Source organism: Streptomyces sp. KM273126 (genome assembly GCF_004337435.2).
Classification (GTDB): domain Bacteria; phylum Actinomycetota; class Actinomycetes; order Streptomycetales; family Streptomycetaceae; genus Streptomyces; species Streptomyces acidicola.
On the sequence record NZ_SJXB02000001.1, the window covers coordinates 1272967 to 1289217 of the forward strand.

Annotated in this window: 15 protein-coding genes, 1 tRNA gene and 1 pseudogene; 12 read left to right on the top strand and 5 right to left on the bottom strand. The window is 70.4% G+C overall.

The window, feature by feature from the left end; genetic code table 11:
- Nucleotides 1-57: 57 nt before the first annotated feature.
- The gene (locus E0500_RS05425) at nt 58-930 is read right to left on the bottom strand and encodes a universal stress protein (RefSeq protein WP_131562593.1); all 873 of its coding nucleotides are present in this window, start codon (nt 928-930) and stop codon (nt 58-60) included.
- A 433-nt stretch (nt 931-1363) separates the two neighbouring features.
- Between E0500_RS05425 and E0500_RS05430 the strand changes: the two genes are divergently transcribed.
- The 6 genes from E0500_RS05430 to E0500_RS05455 all read left to right on the top strand — a co-directional run bounded on the left by E0500_RS05430 (nt 1364) and on the right by E0500_RS05455 (nt 8925).
- Complete coding sequence (locus tag E0500_RS05430) at nt 1364-3787, top strand: DUF4118 domain-containing protein (protein WP_131562591.1); 2424 nt, start codon at nt 1364-1366, stop codon at nt 3785-3787.
- A gap of 945 nt (nt 3788-4732) precedes the next feature.
- Nucleotides 4733-5197 (top strand): universal stress protein, encoded by a 465-nt coding sequence (locus tag E0500_RS05435; RefSeq protein ID WP_131562589.1) that lies wholly within the window; start codon nt 4733-4735, stop codon nt 5195-5197.
- 129 nt (nt 5198-5326) lie between these two features.
- On the top strand, nt 5327-5608 hold the full coding sequence (locus tag E0500_RS05440; protein ID WP_131562586.1) for a hypothetical protein: 282 nt from the start codon (nt 5327-5329) through the stop codon (nt 5606-5608).
- Between the two features lie 224 nt (nt 5609-5832).
- Nucleotides 5833-6933 (top strand): hypothetical protein, encoded by a 1101-nt coding sequence (locus tag E0500_RS05445; protein ID WP_131562585.1) that lies wholly within the window; start codon nt 5833-5835, stop codon nt 6931-6933.
- A 66-nt stretch (nt 6934-6999) separates the two neighbouring features.
- Nucleotides 7000-7884, top strand: coding sequence for a universal stress protein (locus tag E0500_RS05450; protein WP_131562583.1), 885 nt, complete (start codon nt 7000-7002; stop codon nt 7882-7884).
- A 219-nt stretch (nt 7885-8103) separates the two neighbouring features.
- The gene (locus E0500_RS05455) at nt 8104-8925 is read left to right on the top strand and encodes a universal stress protein (protein WP_165934965.1); all 822 of its coding nucleotides are present in this window, start codon (nt 8104-8106) and stop codon (nt 8923-8925) included.
- Between the two features lie 272 nt (nt 8926-9197).
- Here E0500_RS05455 and E0500_RS05460 read toward each other — a convergent pair.
- Both E0500_RS05460 and E0500_RS05465 read right to left on the bottom strand, forming a co-directional pair.
- Nucleotides 9198-9329 (bottom strand): annotated as a pseudogene (locus tag E0500_RS05460) (IS5/IS1182 family transposase); the annotation flags it as partial.
- Between the two features lie 239 nt (nt 9330-9568).
- Nucleotides 9569-9718 carry a hypothetical protein gene (locus E0500_RS05465; protein WP_165934961.1) on the bottom strand — a complete coding sequence of 50 codons (150 nt, stop codon included), beginning with the start codon at nt 9716-9718 and terminating at the stop codon, nt 9569-9571.
- A 90-nt stretch (nt 9719-9808) separates the two neighbouring features.
- On the opposite strand from E0500_RS05465, the gene E0500_RS05470 reads away from it, so the two are divergent.
- Nucleotides 9809-10129 carry a DUF190 domain-containing protein gene (locus E0500_RS05470; protein ID WP_165934964.1) on the top strand — a complete coding sequence of 107 codons (321 nt, stop codon included), beginning with the start codon at nt 9809-9811 and terminating at the stop codon, nt 10127-10129.
- Here E0500_RS05470 and E0500_RS05475 read toward each other — a convergent pair.
- Both E0500_RS05475 and E0500_RS05480 read right to left on the bottom strand, forming a co-directional pair.
- Complete coding sequence (locus E0500_RS05475) at nt 10116-10583, bottom strand: hypothetical protein (RefSeq protein ID WP_131562577.1); 468 nt, start codon at nt 10581-10583, stop codon at nt 10116-10118. The two genes, E0500_RS05470 and E0500_RS05475, sit on opposite strands and share 14 nt — an antisense overlap.
- An 88-nt stretch (nt 10584-10671) precedes the next feature.
- A complete protein-coding gene (locus E0500_RS05480; protein WP_165934963.1) occupies nt 10672-10995 on the bottom strand; it encodes a helix-turn-helix transcriptional regulator in 324 nt (107 codons plus the stop codon).
- 508 nt (nt 10996-11503) lie between these two features.
- Between E0500_RS05480 and E0500_RS05485 the strand changes: the two genes are divergently transcribed.
- From E0500_RS05485 to E0500_RS05505, 5 genes are all read left to right on the top strand, one after another.
- Complete coding sequence (locus E0500_RS05485) at nt 11504-11998, top strand: hypothetical protein (protein ID WP_131562572.1); 495 nt, start codon at nt 11504-11506, stop codon at nt 11996-11998.
- A gap of 185 nt (nt 11999-12183) precedes the next feature.
- A complete protein-coding gene (locus tag E0500_RS05490) occupies nt 12184-13038 on the top strand; it encodes a hypothetical protein (RefSeq protein ID WP_131562570.1) in 855 nt (284 codons plus the stop codon).
- A 415-nt stretch (nt 13039-13453) separates the two neighbouring features.
- Nucleotides 13454-14410, top strand: coding sequence for an integrase (locus E0500_RS05495; protein ID WP_131562568.1), 957 nt, complete (start codon nt 13454-13456; stop codon nt 14408-14410).
- Complete coding sequence (locus E0500_RS05500; protein WP_131562565.1) at nt 14403-15965, top strand: hypothetical protein; 1563 nt, start codon at nt 14403-14405, stop codon at nt 15963-15965. Before E0500_RS05495 ends, E0500_RS05500 begins: the two co-directional genes overlap by 8 nt.
- A 150-nt stretch (nt 15966-16115) precedes the next feature.
- A tRNA-Arg gene (locus E0500_RS05505) sits at nt 16116-16188 on the top strand.
- The last annotated feature ends 63 nt before the right edge of the window (nt 16189-16251 follow it).

Consider the following 16251-nt stretch of genomic DNA (forward strand, 5'->3'; position numbering starts at 1 on the left):
CTGGCAGCACATCGGATCCCAGGCCCTCCCGTGCAGAGGCCCAGGCCGTTCGCAGGCTCACACCGGGACCGTGATGACGGGGCAGCGGGCGTGGTGCAGTACTCCCTGGCTCACGGAGCCCAGCAGCATGCCCGTGAATCCTCCGCGCCCCCGGGTTCCCACGACCAGGCCCAGGGCGTGTTCCGAGGCTTCCGTCAGGGCCTTCACCGGGTGGCCGCGGACGACTTCGTGGTGCAGTTCCACGTCCGGGTGGGTCGCGGTGCGGCCCGCGACTGTCTCGGACAGCACACGGCGGCACTCCAGCACTGCGGCGTCCTCGTCCAGGGTGCCGAGGCGCGGTGGATGCCACACGTACAGGGCGCGCAGGACCGCTCCGCGCAGGGCCGCCTCCTCGAACGCCACGTCCACCGCCGCGGCCGAATGCGGGCTGCCGTCGACGCCGACCACGAAGTACGGGGGCTGCTGGGTGATGTGCTCCGGCTCCGGTACGACCACGACCGGGCAGGGAGCATGGGCGGAGAGCGGGAGTGCCACCGAGGCGGAGGAAAACATCTCACCCCGTCTGCTCAGGTGCCAGGAGCCCACCACTACCAGGGCCGCGCCCCGCGCCTCCTCATGCAGGACCCATGCCGGCTCTCCCTCCGCCAGCAGCGTCGACATCTCCACCGTCGGCTGCCGGGACTCGACGAAGGCAACCGCCTCCTTGAGCACCTGGTCGCCCAGGTCGTGCAGCGCCCGGTTCCACCCCTCCCAGGACGAGCGTGCCTCCCCCGACCGGTATCCACGGGTCGGCGTGCCCTGGGCATGGACCAGCCGCAGCGGCAGGCCACGTCGATCCGCTTCGTCGGCGGCCCAGGCCAGTGCCAGCCGCTTCGAAGGATCGGGGTCGACGCCCACAACGATCGGCCGACGCCCGTCCGCACCAGTCATGAGCACCTCCAGAAGATCTCCGCCCCGCCGTCCCTCACTGCCCTTCCAGCCTCACTCGTGCCGCCGCGTGCCGCCACGCCACGGCTTCGCGGGCCCGATGCGGGGCATTCCACGCTGATGGAGGGAGGCGAAGCAAAGGACGTCGCCGCCCGAGCGGTGGGCCGGCTCGACCCGCAGCAGGTGAGGAGGAGGTGTGTCGTGGCGAACCCCGTCGTTGTGGATGTGGACGGCTCGGCGTCGAAGGATGCAGTGGAGGTCGCGGCGCACGAGGCCGGTCTGCGCGGCGTGGGGCTGCGCAGACCGGTACACGCCTTCGGGTGGTCATTGATGCGCCAACCGCCCATGTGGGTCAGCGCTGCATGGCGTTGCTCCAGGTACACCATGGAGAGAGGCGCGTGGCGGATGTGCGCGACGAGCGGGCAGGAGCCCGGGGATGACACGTGGACGGTTGCGGATCTACCTGGGGGCAGCCCCGGGTGTGGGCAAGACGTACGCCATGCTCCAGGAGGGCCAGCGACTGCGTGCCTCCGGCGCCGACGTGATCGCGGGGTTCGTCGAGCCGCACGGTCGGCGCCCGACCGCGGCCATGGCCGAGGGCCTGGAAACGGTGCCGCGGCGTACGGTGACCCACCGGGGAGCGGAGTTCACCGAGATGGACCTCGACGCTGTGCTGGCCCGCCGCCCCCAGGTCGCGCTGGTGGACGAGCTCGCCCACACCAACGCACCCGGCGCCGGCACCCGCAACGCCAAGCGGTGGCAGGACGTGGAGGAGCTGCTGGACGCCGGGATCGACGTCGTCACCACGCTCAACGTCCAGCACCTGGAGTCGCTGAACGATGTCGTCCGGCAGATCACCGGGGTGCACCAGCACGAGACGCTCCCGGACGAGATGGCCCGCCGCGCCGACCAGATCGAGCTGGTCGACCTGCCGCCAGAGGTGGTGCGCCGCCGCCTGGCGCACGGCGACATCTACCCGCCGGACCGCATCGAGGCGGCCCTCACCCACTACTTCCGGGTGGGCAATCTCATCGCGCTGCGTGAACTGGCCCTGTTGTGGCTCGCCGACCGGGTGGAGGAGGGCCTGCAGCGCTACCGCGCGGAACACGGCATCGCCGCACCCTGGGAGACCCGCGAGCGGATCGTGGTGGGGCTGACCGGCGGCCCGGAGGGCGAAACGCTGATCCGCCGGGCCGCCCGTATCTGCGCGCGTACTCCGGGCAGCGAACTGTTCGCGCTGCATGTCGTGCCGGCCGACGGGCTCACCCATGCCGATCCGGTGACTCTCAGGGCCCAGCGTGCCCTGGTGGAGTCCCTGGGTGGCACCTACCACCAGACGACCGGCGAGTCGGTGGTCGAGGCGCTGCTGCAGTTCGCCCGGGCCGAGGACGTCACCCAGATCGTGCTCGGCGCCAGCCGCCGCGGCAGGCTGTCGTTGCTGTTGGACGCGGGGGTGGGCCATCGCACGATCCGCGGTTCGGGTCCCATCGATGTCCATGTCGTCACCCACGAGGCGGCGGCGGGCTCCGCCCTCACGACGCGGCTGCCGCGCCCGGGCCGCGGTACGGGGCCACGTCGGTTCTGGTCCGCGATGGCCGGGGCTGCGCTGCTGCTGCCGGTGCTGACTCTGATCCTCACCGCGCCGGCCACCCGGCCCGATCTGTCCGGGGTACTGATGGTCTACCTGCTCGCCGCAGTCGTCACGGCCGGGGTGGGTGGGCTGGTTCCAGCGCTGGCAGCGGCGGTTGCGGGGGCGCTGCTCGCCGATTACTACTTCACTGCGCCCGTTCACTCGCTGTGGGTCGAACGCGGCGGCGACGCCCTCGCGCTGGCCGGTTTCGTCGTCGCCGCGGCCCTGGTCGGAGCGGCCGCAGACGCGGCCGCCCGGCGCACCCGACAGGCCGTACGCGCCACATCGGAGGCGCAGGTCCTGAGCCGACTGGCGACCGCCATGATGCACGGCGAGGACCTGCCGAGCCTCGTCGAACAAGTGCGGGAGAACTTCGGGCTGACCGGCGTCAGCCTCCTCGAACGCGACCTTGAGGCGGCGCCCGGGCCCCGCTGGTACGTGGTCGCCAGCGCCGGTGCGCACCCTCCGGAGCAACCGTACGAAGCCGACGTCGAAAGCCCCGTCAGCGACACTCTCACGCTGGCGGCCCACGGCAGCCTGGACACCGACGACCAGCGGGTCCTCGGCGCGTGCGCGGCCCAACTCGGCCTCGCCCATCAGCACGGCAGGCTCGCCCGGCACGCCGCCGAGACCGATACCCTCGCCGCCGCCGAACGTACCCGCGCCTCTCTGATCCGGGCGGCCGACCGCGACCTGCGGGAGCGGCTGCGCGCGGCGGACCAAGCCCTCGCCCGGCAGGACACGAACACGGCCCGGATATCGGTCCGTCGCGCCACACAGGTCGTTGCCGACCTCGCCGACCTCGACCGGCTGCACGGCGGGGCCCTTGACCTCTACCTGCGCCCGGTCGACCTCGACGAGGTGGTAACCGCCGTGCTGGACGATCTGGGGCCCGGCGGCCGCACCATCGAGGTCCGCCTGCCGGAGCGACAGCCCGACGTGATTGCCGACGCCGCCCTGCTCACCCGGGTGCTGACCTCCCTCGCGGCCGACGCCCTGCGCCACAGCCCGGCGCAGCGGCCACCGACGCTGACAGCCCAGGCCCTCGACGGCCGCCTCCGCATCCGCCTGACCGGCGGCCCCGACGGAGCTCCGAGCACTGACAGCCTGACGCTGCGGCTCTCCCGCGACCTCACCGAGGCGATGGGCGGAACCCTCGAACGGGCGGACGCCGACGGGGGCCCGTTCTCGGTGACGCTCACCCTTCCAGCCGCCGCCACGCACTCCTGACTCCGCTCCCGACGTTCACCTCGGCGTCGGCGAATTCCACGACCCGGACACGGACACTGAACACGGCATTCGGGGCGAACTACGGGTAGCCCGCCGTGCTCTCGACGTGTCCATGATCGGGAAGTGCAGGACGGCGTCGAACGGGAACGGGGGCGTACGCAACAGACGCGTCCGCCAGGCGGCGGAAACCGCGGCCCGGACGGGCCAGCCCGGCATCGGGAAGGTCCGGGCACCGAACGTCTCAGCCAGCATGGCCACGTCCACAACGGATTCAGCAGCCAGGCCGAACGCTCCGTGCACCGTGCGCACGGTGGCCTCCCGGAAAGCCTCGGCCGCGCCGTCGGTGTGCAGAGCCTGGTACCGCATGCCGGGGACAGCTGGGATGGCAGGCATGACAAGCGGTACTGCTCGCACGCCGATTCCCGCTTGAATATGAAGCCCGGCAGCATCCGAGCCGCCGCCTCGCAGACCTGGACGTGACGGCGGCCGTGGGAGGCGGCGAGGTCCACGTAACAACTCGCCGGTCCGAGCGCGGCGGCTGAGGGCAGGCCGAAGTCGCCGACGACAGCCGGAGCCCGCTCCTTGGGGCTGTCCGCCGTTCCCGCCCTGACTCCGGCTAACGACTCGATCAGCCGTTCTCCCGGTCGGCCACGGCCCGAAAGGCCTCGAAACTGTCCGCAGGACCCACGGGAACCATGCCCATCGTGGAGGCAGCGTCGTAGGGCTGCAATCGGGCTGCCGCCCGAAAGGGAAACCGCCTGCGGCCACTTCGCGAAATGGCGGAGGAACGGCGTCTTCCGGCGGCTTCACCGGACCGCTGCGCCAGCGCGAGGGCCGCAGGGCACAGCCGTCGACATACGTCATTGACGCCCTGTGAGGTGGCGGCCCGCGGCTGCCACAGGGATGGTGAGAAGGGGATACCAAGCGCGACCCGGCAGGTGCGTGATGAGTGACGAAGCGACGTCGGCTCCGCGGATTGTGGTGGGTGTCGACGGCTCCGAACCTTCGAAGGCAGCCCTGCGGTGGGCGGTCGGCCAGGCGAAGCTGATGGGTGGTGTGGTCGACGCGATCATTGCCTGGGACTTCCCGACGGCCTGGTATGGCTTGGCCCCGCCCACAGACAAGGATCCGGCTGACTACCAGAAGGAGGCACGCAAGATCCTGGACCAGGCGATCGACGAGGCCCTCGTCCCGGGCCCGGGACGGCCCGTCGACCTCCGCCCCATCTCGGCCCACGGACACCCGGCCGCCGTCCTACTCGAAGCCGCCGCGGGAGCACAGTTGCTGGTCGTCGGCAACCGAGGGCACGGCGGATTCAGCGAGGCACTGCTGGGGTCGGTCGGCCAGCACTGCGTGCAGCACGCCCCGTGCCCCGTCGTCGTGATCCGCGGTTCCGGCCACGGAGCCTGAACAGCGCCACGACGTACGTCCCAGTGTCCGACGGTCCTGACCCTGATCATGTTCCCGGTCCTGGTGTACGCGTACGTTCGGTCGACCCGCGCCGAGGAACGCGAGGTCACCGCTCGGAGATGACCGGCGATGACAGCACTGACCTGGATTCTGATCGCCATCGGTCTCGTGACCGTCGCGGTCTGCGCTGCCCGGGTGCACCACCTCGGTGGTCACTCGCGAGATGCAGTGATCGCCCTGCCTGCGACAGGTGTGCTCTCGCTGCCCGCTCTCCTCGCCCACGAGGCACCGACTGCCGCCTGGGGCCTGTGGGGTGCCATCACCATTGCCTCCGCCCTGACTTGGGCCGTCGCCGACACCATGCGCGACCTCCCCGCCCAGGGCGCGGGCAATGCCCGGAGGGGACCATGACGTAGCCAGCCTCCGTCGAAGAGAACCTCCTCTGAGGACTCGATGCGCACACGCCCTGCGCCCCCGTTACACGGCGGTGCACTGTCCAGCGCGCAGAGTTGGTAGACGGGGGGTCTACTGGAAGGAGCGGAGGCGGAGTGGGGGTGTCACCGCAAGCGGTGGCCGGGAGGCGGAGGGGGCTCGGTCCGGATCGGGTGAACGGGCCACCGTGATGAGGAGTGATCGTGGAGCTGACCTTTCTCGGCCCTGTGTACGCACGGCCGGGACCCTATGCCTGCGCCTACCTCGACACCTCCCGTGACATCCCCGCCCCGGAGGCGGCGATCAATCTGCGGCGTCGGCATCTGCGGGAGAACCTGGCCCGGCAGGGGGCCGACAACACCACCGTGGCCGTTGTCGCCGATGCGGCGGGCATGGACCGGGAAGTCTCCGGTCGGCACGGGCAGGCCATCTTTGCGAGTCATGGCCGCTTGGCCTTGGTGGAGGAGCTGCCTGACCCGCCAGTACACGACACGGCCCGGTTCGGCGCGTTGCCCGACGTGATGCCGCTCGTGGTCCAGCACGCGCCGGACATCCCGTATGCGGCCGCCGCCGTGCACCGGGTCCCGCGCTCGGAGGCCGGAAAGCCGGAGGAACTGGAGGTGGACTTCCAGTCGGGGAGGTGGCCGAGCAGCAGAGTTACGCCGGGTATCCGTCACCATCGGAGCGGTCCTGCGGCGGAGTGGCCGTGTGCCGCCGCCGAGATTGCCGGTGAGCTGGCGGAACTGGTCCACCGCGGCGGTGCCGAGGTGGTCGTGCTGGGCGGGGACGTCTGGGCGCGCAACGTCCTGGTGAACCGCCTGCCCGAGCCGTTGCGTGAGCGCGCCGTCACCGTCGCCGGTGACGGGCATGTGGCCGGTGAGGGGCGAGCGCTGCTGGAGCAGGAGCTGAGCAATGTCTTCCAGGGCCGGATGCGCGCGCGGGACCAGGCTCAGGTGGAGACGTTCCGTGCGCGGCGATCTCGGCACACCGGCGCGGGCGAGGGCATGGCGGCGGTCGTGGCCGCGTTGCAACGCGGCCAGGCAAGCGCACTGCTGCTCAACACGCCCGTGGAGCTCCCCATGCGGCTGTGGGCAGGCTCGGAACCGACCCAGATGGCGCTGTCGGCCGCCGACCTGGAGTCCTTCGGTGTCCTCGACTTCCACGAGGAACCGCCCGGCGCGGTCCTGATGCGCGCCCTGGTCCGCACCGACGCGGAGACGGTGGTCGTGGAGCGGGAGGAACTGCCTTTGGAGAACGGGGTAGGCGTGCTGCTGCGGTACACCGGTTCGGGGGTGTCCCGGTGACCTCCCATCACCTGGCCGGAGTTGCGACGGCAGGTTCCGTTCGGTGCCGGGAGGAGGTGGCGAGGTATGCCTGAGGGGCCGGTGGTGGTGGGGACGGACGGCTCGGCCGGAGCGGCACGCGCGGTGTTGTGGGCGGCACAGGAGGCCGCCCTTCGGCATCAGCCTCTGCACATCGTGTACGCCGTCGATCTCGACCTGGCGGAACGCTTGTCCGCCGAGACCGCCCGGCGGGTCCGTGAGGTGGCCCGGTCCCTGCTGGGGGAGGCTGCGGCCGCGGCTTCCCGCAGGGCGCCCGGCCTGGCGGTCTCCACGGAGGTGGGCCGGGAACCCGCGGCCGACAGCCTGCTGCGGGCGGCCGCGTCGACGACTCCGCAGGCCCCGGGTGCTGCGGCCAGCCCGGTGACGATCGTCGTGGGTTCGCGGGGGCTGGGTGGTTTCTCCACGCTGCTGCTGGGCTCGGTCGGCCTGACGGTCGCCGGACAGGCGAGGTGCCCTGTGGTCGTCGTGCGGGGTACGGAGCAACCGCCGCGCGGGGTGGTCGCGGTGGGCGTGCGGGACGAGGGAGACATCGAGGCGGTGCGCTTCGCCGGGGAGACCGCCAGGCGGCGGAAGGCGTCGCTGCGTCTGCTGAGTACGTGGACCTACCTCCAGTACGTCGGGAGCATGGTGCCCATGGCTGATGTGGTGCGAGTGGCGGTGGAGACAGAGGCAGCGGCGAGTACCCGCATGCTCACCTCCGTCCGCGAGGAGTTTCCGGACCTTGAGGTGACCGAAGAGGTGGTGAGGGTCCCGTCGCCGGCCGGTGAACTGGTCGCGGAGTCCCTGCGCGCGGATCTCGTCGTGTTGGGAGCGCGCACGCCCGCGCACCACGTGGGCCGTGCGCTCGGCCGGGTCACGCACGCCGTGCTGCAGCACGCACACTGCCCGGTGGCCGTCGTCCCACGCGGGTGACGCCTCCGGTGACGGCGACACATTGCTCCACTCGGTCCCGTCGGGATGCCCCCGCAGTGCCCATGCGGGACGGTGGACGGAAAAGGGAAGGGAACCTGCTCCACAGCGGGCCGTATGCGGCAGCCGGAGGAGGGCATCACCAGGATCCCCCGCGATCCCGGTGAACTACACCGGTCCGGCCGCGCCCAAGGCATTCGGCACGAATACCCGGGAGAGGCAATGACTGAACCGATCGTGGTCGGGGTCGACGGCTCCGGGCGCAGTCTGCGGGCCCTGCTGTGGGCTGCACAAGAGGCATCCCTGCACCACCGCCCACTGCGCATCGTCCACGTGCTGCCCTTCGAGCCCGCTCCCGTGCCGGAACCGCGGATCGTGAGTGAGGCCACCGCAATCGCCACGCAAGCCCACCCCGAGCTGGAGGTGACCTCTGCCGAGTCCGTGGGCACACCAGCGGCTGCATTCCTCTCCGAGTCCGAGCGGGCGCACACCGTGACTCTGGGCGCCAAGGGCAGAGGAGGCTTTGGGACGGTGATGCTCGGCTCGGTCGCCCTGCAGGTCGTCGGACATGCCGCGAGCCCGGTGGTCGTCGTCAACCACGTCCCTCTCGGCCAGGGCCGCATCACCGTCGGTGTCGACGGTTCAGCTCACTCCCAGGCCGCTCTTGAGTATGCCTTCAAGGAGGCGTCCTTGCGCAGTACTCAGCTTCAGGCACTGTACGCCTGGAGTCCCCCCGGAGGGCCCGCCCCGGTCAGCCCTGCCCAGGACGAGGCAGACGCGGAATACCGGCAAGCACTGCAGGAGTGGCTTGCCCCGCTGCGCCATGAGTATCCAGATGTAGAGGTCGTGGAGGAGTTGGCACACGAATCCCCGGTTCTCGCTCTGGCCCGTGCCTCCGACCGATCCGACCTTCTGGTCGTCGGCTCCCGCGGTCGCGGCGGCTTCCGCGGGCTGGCCCTCGGCTCGGTCAGCCACGCCCTTCTCCAGTACTCCATGTGTCCCATGGCGGTTATCCGTCCGCATACGCAACCGGCTCCGTCGTGACACGCCCGCCTCGGATGCGCAAGGTGGAATGGTGGCGCTGAACCACAGCCCTGCCAAAGCCGTCCTGCGGGCGCCGGACTACCGGATGACGGGCCCGCCCATCTGTCCGTCCGGCCCATGGAAGTGCGCAGCAGGTGCCTGTCTCTGGCGTCGGCAGGGGCGAGAGGCCCGCTGTTGTCTGCCCCACGTGACTTTGCGGCCGCTGGTTCGGCGGGGCCGCGGGAACACCAGCGTCTGCGGGTTCTCGGCCGCGGTGACCCACAGCTCACCCGTCCAGGGTGGGCGAGGTTGTGCGTCTGGGCGATGCCGAGTGAGGCGTGGTGGACGCCCTGGCCTCTCAGGCGGCAGTCGCGGAGAATCTTCCATGTCCTGATCCGCGCGAAGACATGCTCGACGCGGGATCGTGAGGATCTTGCCGACGCCGACCCTTGGCGCCGGACTCCTCCCATACTGTGCGAAGACTGGGTCTCCTCGTCAACGCGCGGGCGGGTGTGCGCAAGTGCCGACGACCGCAACGACGGATGTGGCAGTACGGCCTGACGATTGCCCGACACAACGCCATTCTGCGGCCACAGAACTTCGCGTGCGCGCTGTGTGGCGACAACGATGATTGAGATCGTCTTCGCTGCGACGTCCGCCTGTGTCAGCGACGCCGGTGGTCGGCCAGCAGGTCGAAGTCGCCGTAGCTGTTGTCGACCGGGTTGACCGTGACGCCCGGATGACGCATGACCCGGGCCAAGCGCCAGGCGGCCTCATAGGAGAGGCGGCCGCGCTCTCGGATTCGTAACCGCAAGTCCAGCACGCTGGTGACAGGATCAAGGACCCGTCGCAGCGCAGCACTCTTCACTGTGCCTCGCCCGAGAGGAGGGCGAGGCTGTGGGTCGTGTCCTCGTCGCCGAATGCCCGTACGGCATCGGCGAGAATGCTGAGCAGCTCTTTTGCGCCCTTCTTCCGTCAGGCCGCCGGCGAAGTCGTGGAGCAGGTCTTCCACAGCTTCGAGGGCTACGGCATCCACCTGCACATCCACCACGACGAGCCGTCGAGGCTGCGCATCCACGGGCCGTGCGCGGTCGTCCTCATCGACACCGCAGACCGCCTCCGGACGTTCCTCGACACCCAGGAAGACATCCTCTCCGTCAACGGCGCGGCTGTCCTGGACGGGGTGACGGGCTACCGGCCCGAGGCCGGCCTCACCCCAGCGTGATCCATCCGTCCGGGATCCAGCCCTCCACATAACCCTCCAGGAAGGCGTCGAGATCCATAATCGCCAGGTGTGCGACCTGCGCTGCGGCCGCGCCGTATGGGAACCACACCAGTTGCGCACCGCCCCACGGGAGATGCAGGTCACCGGGTGCTGGGACATGCGCGGTGAACAGGCGGCGTTCCGCGCGCTGTTGCGCCGCGCTGCCGGGCTCGGCAGCGCGAATCCGGCCGGTGACCTTGCCGAAGCGGAACACGCCGGCAGGGGCCATCGCCCGGACCAGGCGGGCAGCGGCCTGCCGGTACGGCTCACCCGTCCGGCGCCGTATGGCAGGCAAGGCCGGCGGCCACTCATCGCCCAGCGTCTCAGGGCGGGTCAGCGCGATACGGTGCGCGGGGTCGAAGCAGGCCAGCAGGACGTCGCAGTCACAGCACCCATGCGGTGCATACATGCACATGATGTGAGCGTAGGGGCGGACCCGGCACCGCGCGCGTCCAGACGTGCAGGCAGGGGGACAGGCCACCCTTCCGGGCGGCACAGGCGAGTCAGTCGGCGGAGGCAGAGCGGGGCAGCGCCGCAAGGCCGGGCCAGATCTGGAAGCCGAGGGCAGCCTCCAGGCGGGCAAGGGTGCCGAGGTCGGGCAGCACCCTGCCGTTGACGACCCGACTGATGGTGGAGTGTGTGATTCCCGTGACCTCGGCCAGCGTCCTGAGGCTCTGCCCGGTGGATGCGAGGGCGCGTTCGATGTTGCGGGCGAGGGCCTGACCGTAGTGGGCACTGACAGGAGCATCGGGGACGAGAGCAGCATGCGGCCAGGCACCTGAAGCGACGTAGTCGCGCGGTACCTTGTCGTTACTGCTCCGGGGCATACACGGATCATCCCACGCACCCATATACCGCCGGTCCTCGCTGCGGGACGCCCGGGCGCCCACTCTCATAGTCTGGTGCATACATACACCACTTAGCGCCGGTATGGCACTCACCCGCACCGACACATCACTTACCTCGCACTCGCGAGCGGCCTCCGGGCACAGTCAAGCCCCGCACCAGACCCGGGAATGAGGGGATGACCCCTGCCCCTCTCTGTCTTGCAGGGTCTTTCACTCCCGTGCGCCCCCTCTCGTTCTGCACACATGACACTGACGCTGGGTAACTGAGGCGTCGGAAAGAAAGCGCAGGCCAAGGAGTGTAGGACGTGCGGGGTATCACTGAATGCCAATGACTGAGTTCCCTCTTTCGGATTCCGTTCGAATCATTCGGCCGCTTTTCTCCGTAGCCGTGGCGGCGGCTTTTCGGGAGAAGCCCTACCGGGCTGAGGTGTTGCTGGATACGCTCATTACGGATTCCGGATCCGGGAATTGAGGGGAGGTTCTTTTCGTGCAGTCACGCGGAGCGCGGGCCGTACTCACCGAGCTAAGGGCGCTGGCGACCGAGGACAAGGAGCGGCTCACTGCGGCGAAGGACCGCCTCGCCAGGGCCCAGGAGGAGATGGCGGCGGCCCAGAGCGGGTTCGACTCCGCGAGCACGCGGGCGGAGATCTCCCAGCGGGTGGCAGACGGCGGCGAGGAACTGCTGGCCGACGCCGCGCAGATGCCGGATGACGAGCCGGAACCGCCCTCCGCACCGGATTCCGGGCATCCCCCGGGCCGGGCCCGACCGACGCTCGCCCAGGAGCTCCTCGCCTTCGCGCGCGGCCAGGAGCGCGGCGTGCAGAGGTGGGAGATCGCCGCGCACTTGAGCGCCGTACGCCCGGACATCAAACTCAGCGGACTGGGCCCGGAGCTGACAGAACTGGTACGGACGGGAGCGTTGGCCAGGGTCGCACGCGGCGTGTACGGGATCCCGTCGCCCGCCGAGGGCGGTGATAGCTAAAGGACGCCATATCCAACGCAGAACGTTAGAGGTACACGCGCGAGTGCCGCCGAGGCGTAGTTCGGCGGCACTGGGACGCGCGGGTTTCTGGGCTCACGCATCGCCTTCATTCTATGCGTCCTTCGGCGTGCACGCGAGAGCCCGGAGAAAATTCGGCCCACACCGGGCCAGGAAATGGGCTCACCATGTCTTTCTTTTCGCATTCGAATTCCAGCACACCCTGGCACGCGGGCAGGGGGGCACCCGGCCGGCAAGACGGGCAGCCGGAAGCGGGCGCCACGCCGCGGCGCCGGACGCTGCCCAGTGGCCGCTCCAGTCCTGCCCAGCAGATCAACGTCGTTCTTGGACTCGCCTTCCTGACTGAGAACACGGACGACGTCCAGCGCAGCCGGCTGGCGCAGCACGCCGGACGCAGCCCGGCCACCGTCGGCGACTGCATGGCCTTCCTCGCGGACGTGGGGCTGGTGCGGGCCGAGCGGGGCAGGTATGCGGTCACCGACCACGGGCGGGCGTTCGCCCAACTGTGGCCCAAGGACTCCGCCCGGGCACGGCTGCTGCTACGCCCCCTGCTGCAGGCGCACTGGTCCGCCCAGGCGGCGGCCCCGCTCCTGGCCGACGGCCCCCTGCCGCAGGAACAGTTGGCGAACCGGCTGCGCGCGGGCCTGCCCGGGGTGCCGCTGCGCGGCATGTACCTGGTGGAGTGGCTCGTGATCGGTCTGGTCCTGGTCCGCGACGAGCAACTACGCATCCACCTCGCGCCCGCCGACGGCGTACCGCCCGCGGCCAGTCCGGGCTCCGGGCCAGGCAAGGACACGACGCCGGAAGCGAAGCCGGAGCCACCTGCGGCACCACGGCCGGACGAGCGGGACGAGCACCAGAACGAGCGGGCGCCGGGTGCGGATCTGGCCGAAAGCACCGCGGGCACCACCCTGCTCGGGCTGACCCGCCAAGAAGTGCAGGCCCTGCCCGACGCCCGGTACGCAGCCTTCCTCGAAGGCGTCCTGCTCAGCCTGCGCGGCGCCCTCGCACCCCCCGCCTGACGGCGGACTCCACCAGCACCAGCGGTGTGCCGTCCCGGCGTTGGCCGGGACGGCACACCCCGGGGTGGCGGCTGGTGTCCGCGTATGGCTTCTGGACCCGCACGCGGAGGGTTCGATCCCCTCGCCATCCACCCCGCACCGACCAGCATGACATCCGGCCCCCGAAGGAAACCAGCACCCATGCCCAACACCCCCGTGTACCCAGCACGCTGAGCGAACGTCAGGGCTGACACCGAACGGACGAGCCTTTCACCACTTCGGCGCCCTCGCGTTGCGGGCACTCGCAACCCTCCCCACCGTGGTGCATGTTCGCACCGCTCTTGTGGAGGTGGAAGCATGCCCGGCAACCCAAACCCGCCCGCCCCGCCGCCGGCTGGGCCCTGCCCGATGGCCGCACCGACGGCGGGCGTCGGTCATGGCCGATGAGGCCACCCTCACGGCCATGGTCAACCAGGTCCTCACAGCCTGGCAGGACATGGTCGCCCGCGGCGAGATGTCCGAGCAGACCCTCAGCCGGTTCGGCCAACTACTGCACCGCTGCGAGGCGTTCGCCACCGCGCGCGGCACCCCGCTGCTCTGCGACCTGGATGCGGCCCTGGCCGCGCAGTTCGTCGACGCACACGGCCGCAACCGCCACGGGCACATCGCACCGGCCTCCCTGTCCACCCGGCACCTGCGCCGCAGCGTGCTGCGGATGTGCTTCGCCACCGCCCGCCGGCTCGGCCTGACCGACACCGACCCCACCCGTGACATCGACCTGCCGGCGCGCACCGGCGGCGAGACCCGCCCCCTGGACGAGGCCGAGACGGTTGAACTGCGCCTGACTGCGGAGTTCACCGACCGCCCCACCCGCCACGCCGCCGCGGCCGCCCTCGCGCTGGCGGGCGGCTTCAGCGGCGAAATCGGCCACATCACCCCCGCTGACCTCGACCTCACCATGGCCCGGGTGTGGATGCACGGCTCCACCAAGACCCGACCCCGCTGGTGCCCCCTGGATGCCTGGGGCATCCAGGTCCTGGCCGCCCGCACCCACCACGTCCAGGCCACCGCACCACCCGGCCAGGACATCCGCCGCCTGCGACTGGCGGTGTCGTCCCGCAACGGCACCGACGAACAGATCCAGGCCCGCGTCTGCGTAGCCCTGCGCGACCTGATCAACCGCATCGGCCTGGGCGCCGACCCAGCCGTGCGCCCCGCCTCCATCACGGCGTACGCGGGCTGGGAGACCTTCACCCGCACCCGCCGCATCGAAGACGCGGCCCTGCACCTCGGCATGGCCTCCCTCGACAGCACCGCCGCCCTCATCGGCCACGACTGGCTGCACACCACGGACCAGGACACCGCACCGAACGGAGACAGCCCGGATGCCTGACGACCTCTTCGGCGACCGCGTACCGCGCACCCAGCGCAAGAAGACCGCCCGCCGGGCCTGCGAATCCGACCTGCGCACCGCCTCCCGCCGCGTCAAGGACGTCGCCCGCTTCGAAGACCTCTACCGCCTGGCCGCCGTCCTCGAACAAGCTCCCGGAGCGCGCCGGGGCCGCCCGCCCGAGTACCCGCCCTACATCTACGTCCTCTTCCTCGCCCTGCGCGGCATCCACGGCTCGGCCCGCTACTGCGCCGGCGACCTGCAGGACACTGCGACCTGGAAGAAGATCCGCAAAGGCGTCGCCCACCACCTGGGCAAGGACGAGGCCAAACGCCTGCCCAGGACCGGCCCCTCACGCCACCAGTGGCAGCACGCCCAGCGCAAGCTCCTCGTCCCCCGCCTGGAAGAACTCAACGCCACCTTCACCGACCTTGCCCTCACTCAGGCCCTGCGCCAGGGCCTGCTCCCCTCCGACGCACGGCGCTGCTGGAGCGGCCCGCAGCGCCACCAGCTCATCGCCGGGGACGGCACCGTCGCCAAATCCCCCACCCTGTCCACCCAGCCCTACAGCGTCGATACGACCACCGGCGAGATCCGCCGCCACCGCGTCGACCCCGCCTCCTCCTGGCAAAAGGAAGGCGGCGCCGACCGTACCGGCAACCCTCCGGACCAGACACCCGCGAACGAGGACCCCGACCCGAACACGGAGGACAACGAGAACGACGAAGCGATGGTCCTGGGCACCAAGTTCGTCGTCTTCTCCACCCGACACCGCGGCTACTTCCGCCGCGTCTTCCTCAACTACGCCCACGTGCCCCACAACCAGGAAGGCGGCGAGGCCGCTGTCGCCCTCGACCTGGCCTGCAGCATCCTGGACGCCGCCGACGGCTGCATGGGCGTCCTCTACGACGGCGCCTTCCGCGGCATGCACCGCGACGTCATCGCCCGCCGCGGCCGCCTGCTGATCAACAAACAGCACAAGGGAACCAAGCCCCGCTACATCCGCACCCTCAGCTACGACCGCTGCCGCCACGAACTGTGGTCCTCAGGCGGCCGCGTCCACGAACGCGCCTACCTCGACAACGGCACAAGCACCCTCATCCCCCTACCCATCCGCAAACTCGAACGCCGCGCCAGCACCCACACCCACCGCTGGTACCACCTGCTCACCGTCCTGTGCCCCCGCGGCCCCCACGAACACCGCGAACCCGTCGGTGTCACCACCACCGCAGGAGAACGTGACGAAGGACAAAGCGACGCCGAGACCGGCTTCCACCGCGCCGAACACCTCCTGCAGATCCCTGACGACACCGCTGTCCACCAGACCCTCTACGGCGGCCGCGAAGACACCGAAGCCGGCTTCTCCCAGTTCGACCGCTCCCTGTGGAACCGCCGCATGATCGCCTTCGGCGCCGAAGCCCAGAGTCTCGTCGTCCTCGGCTTCCTCCTCGCCCAGAACGCCACCAGCGCTGCCCGCTACCGAGAGGACCCCACCTACGCCGACGCAGACACCGAGACCACAGACCTCAGCGCCGACGGCAAACCCCGCCGAGCATGACCCCCTGCTGAGGCATCAGCCTTCAGCCCACCTCCCCACCTCGATCCGCTACGCTGTCAGGGATCGCCACCCCGGTGGCGGTCCCCACCCTTGTCGAGGCCGCGGCGAATAGTCACTCAGAGTATTCAGCCACGTTTTCCGCAAGGCCCCGCCTTCGTAGCTCAGGGGATAGAGCACCGCTCTCCTAAAGCGGGTGTCGCAGGTTCGAATCCTGCCGGGGGCACACGCAGAAGGGCCAGCTCAGGAGGGTTTTCCTCCCGGGCTGGCCCTTCGTCGTGTTCGGGGT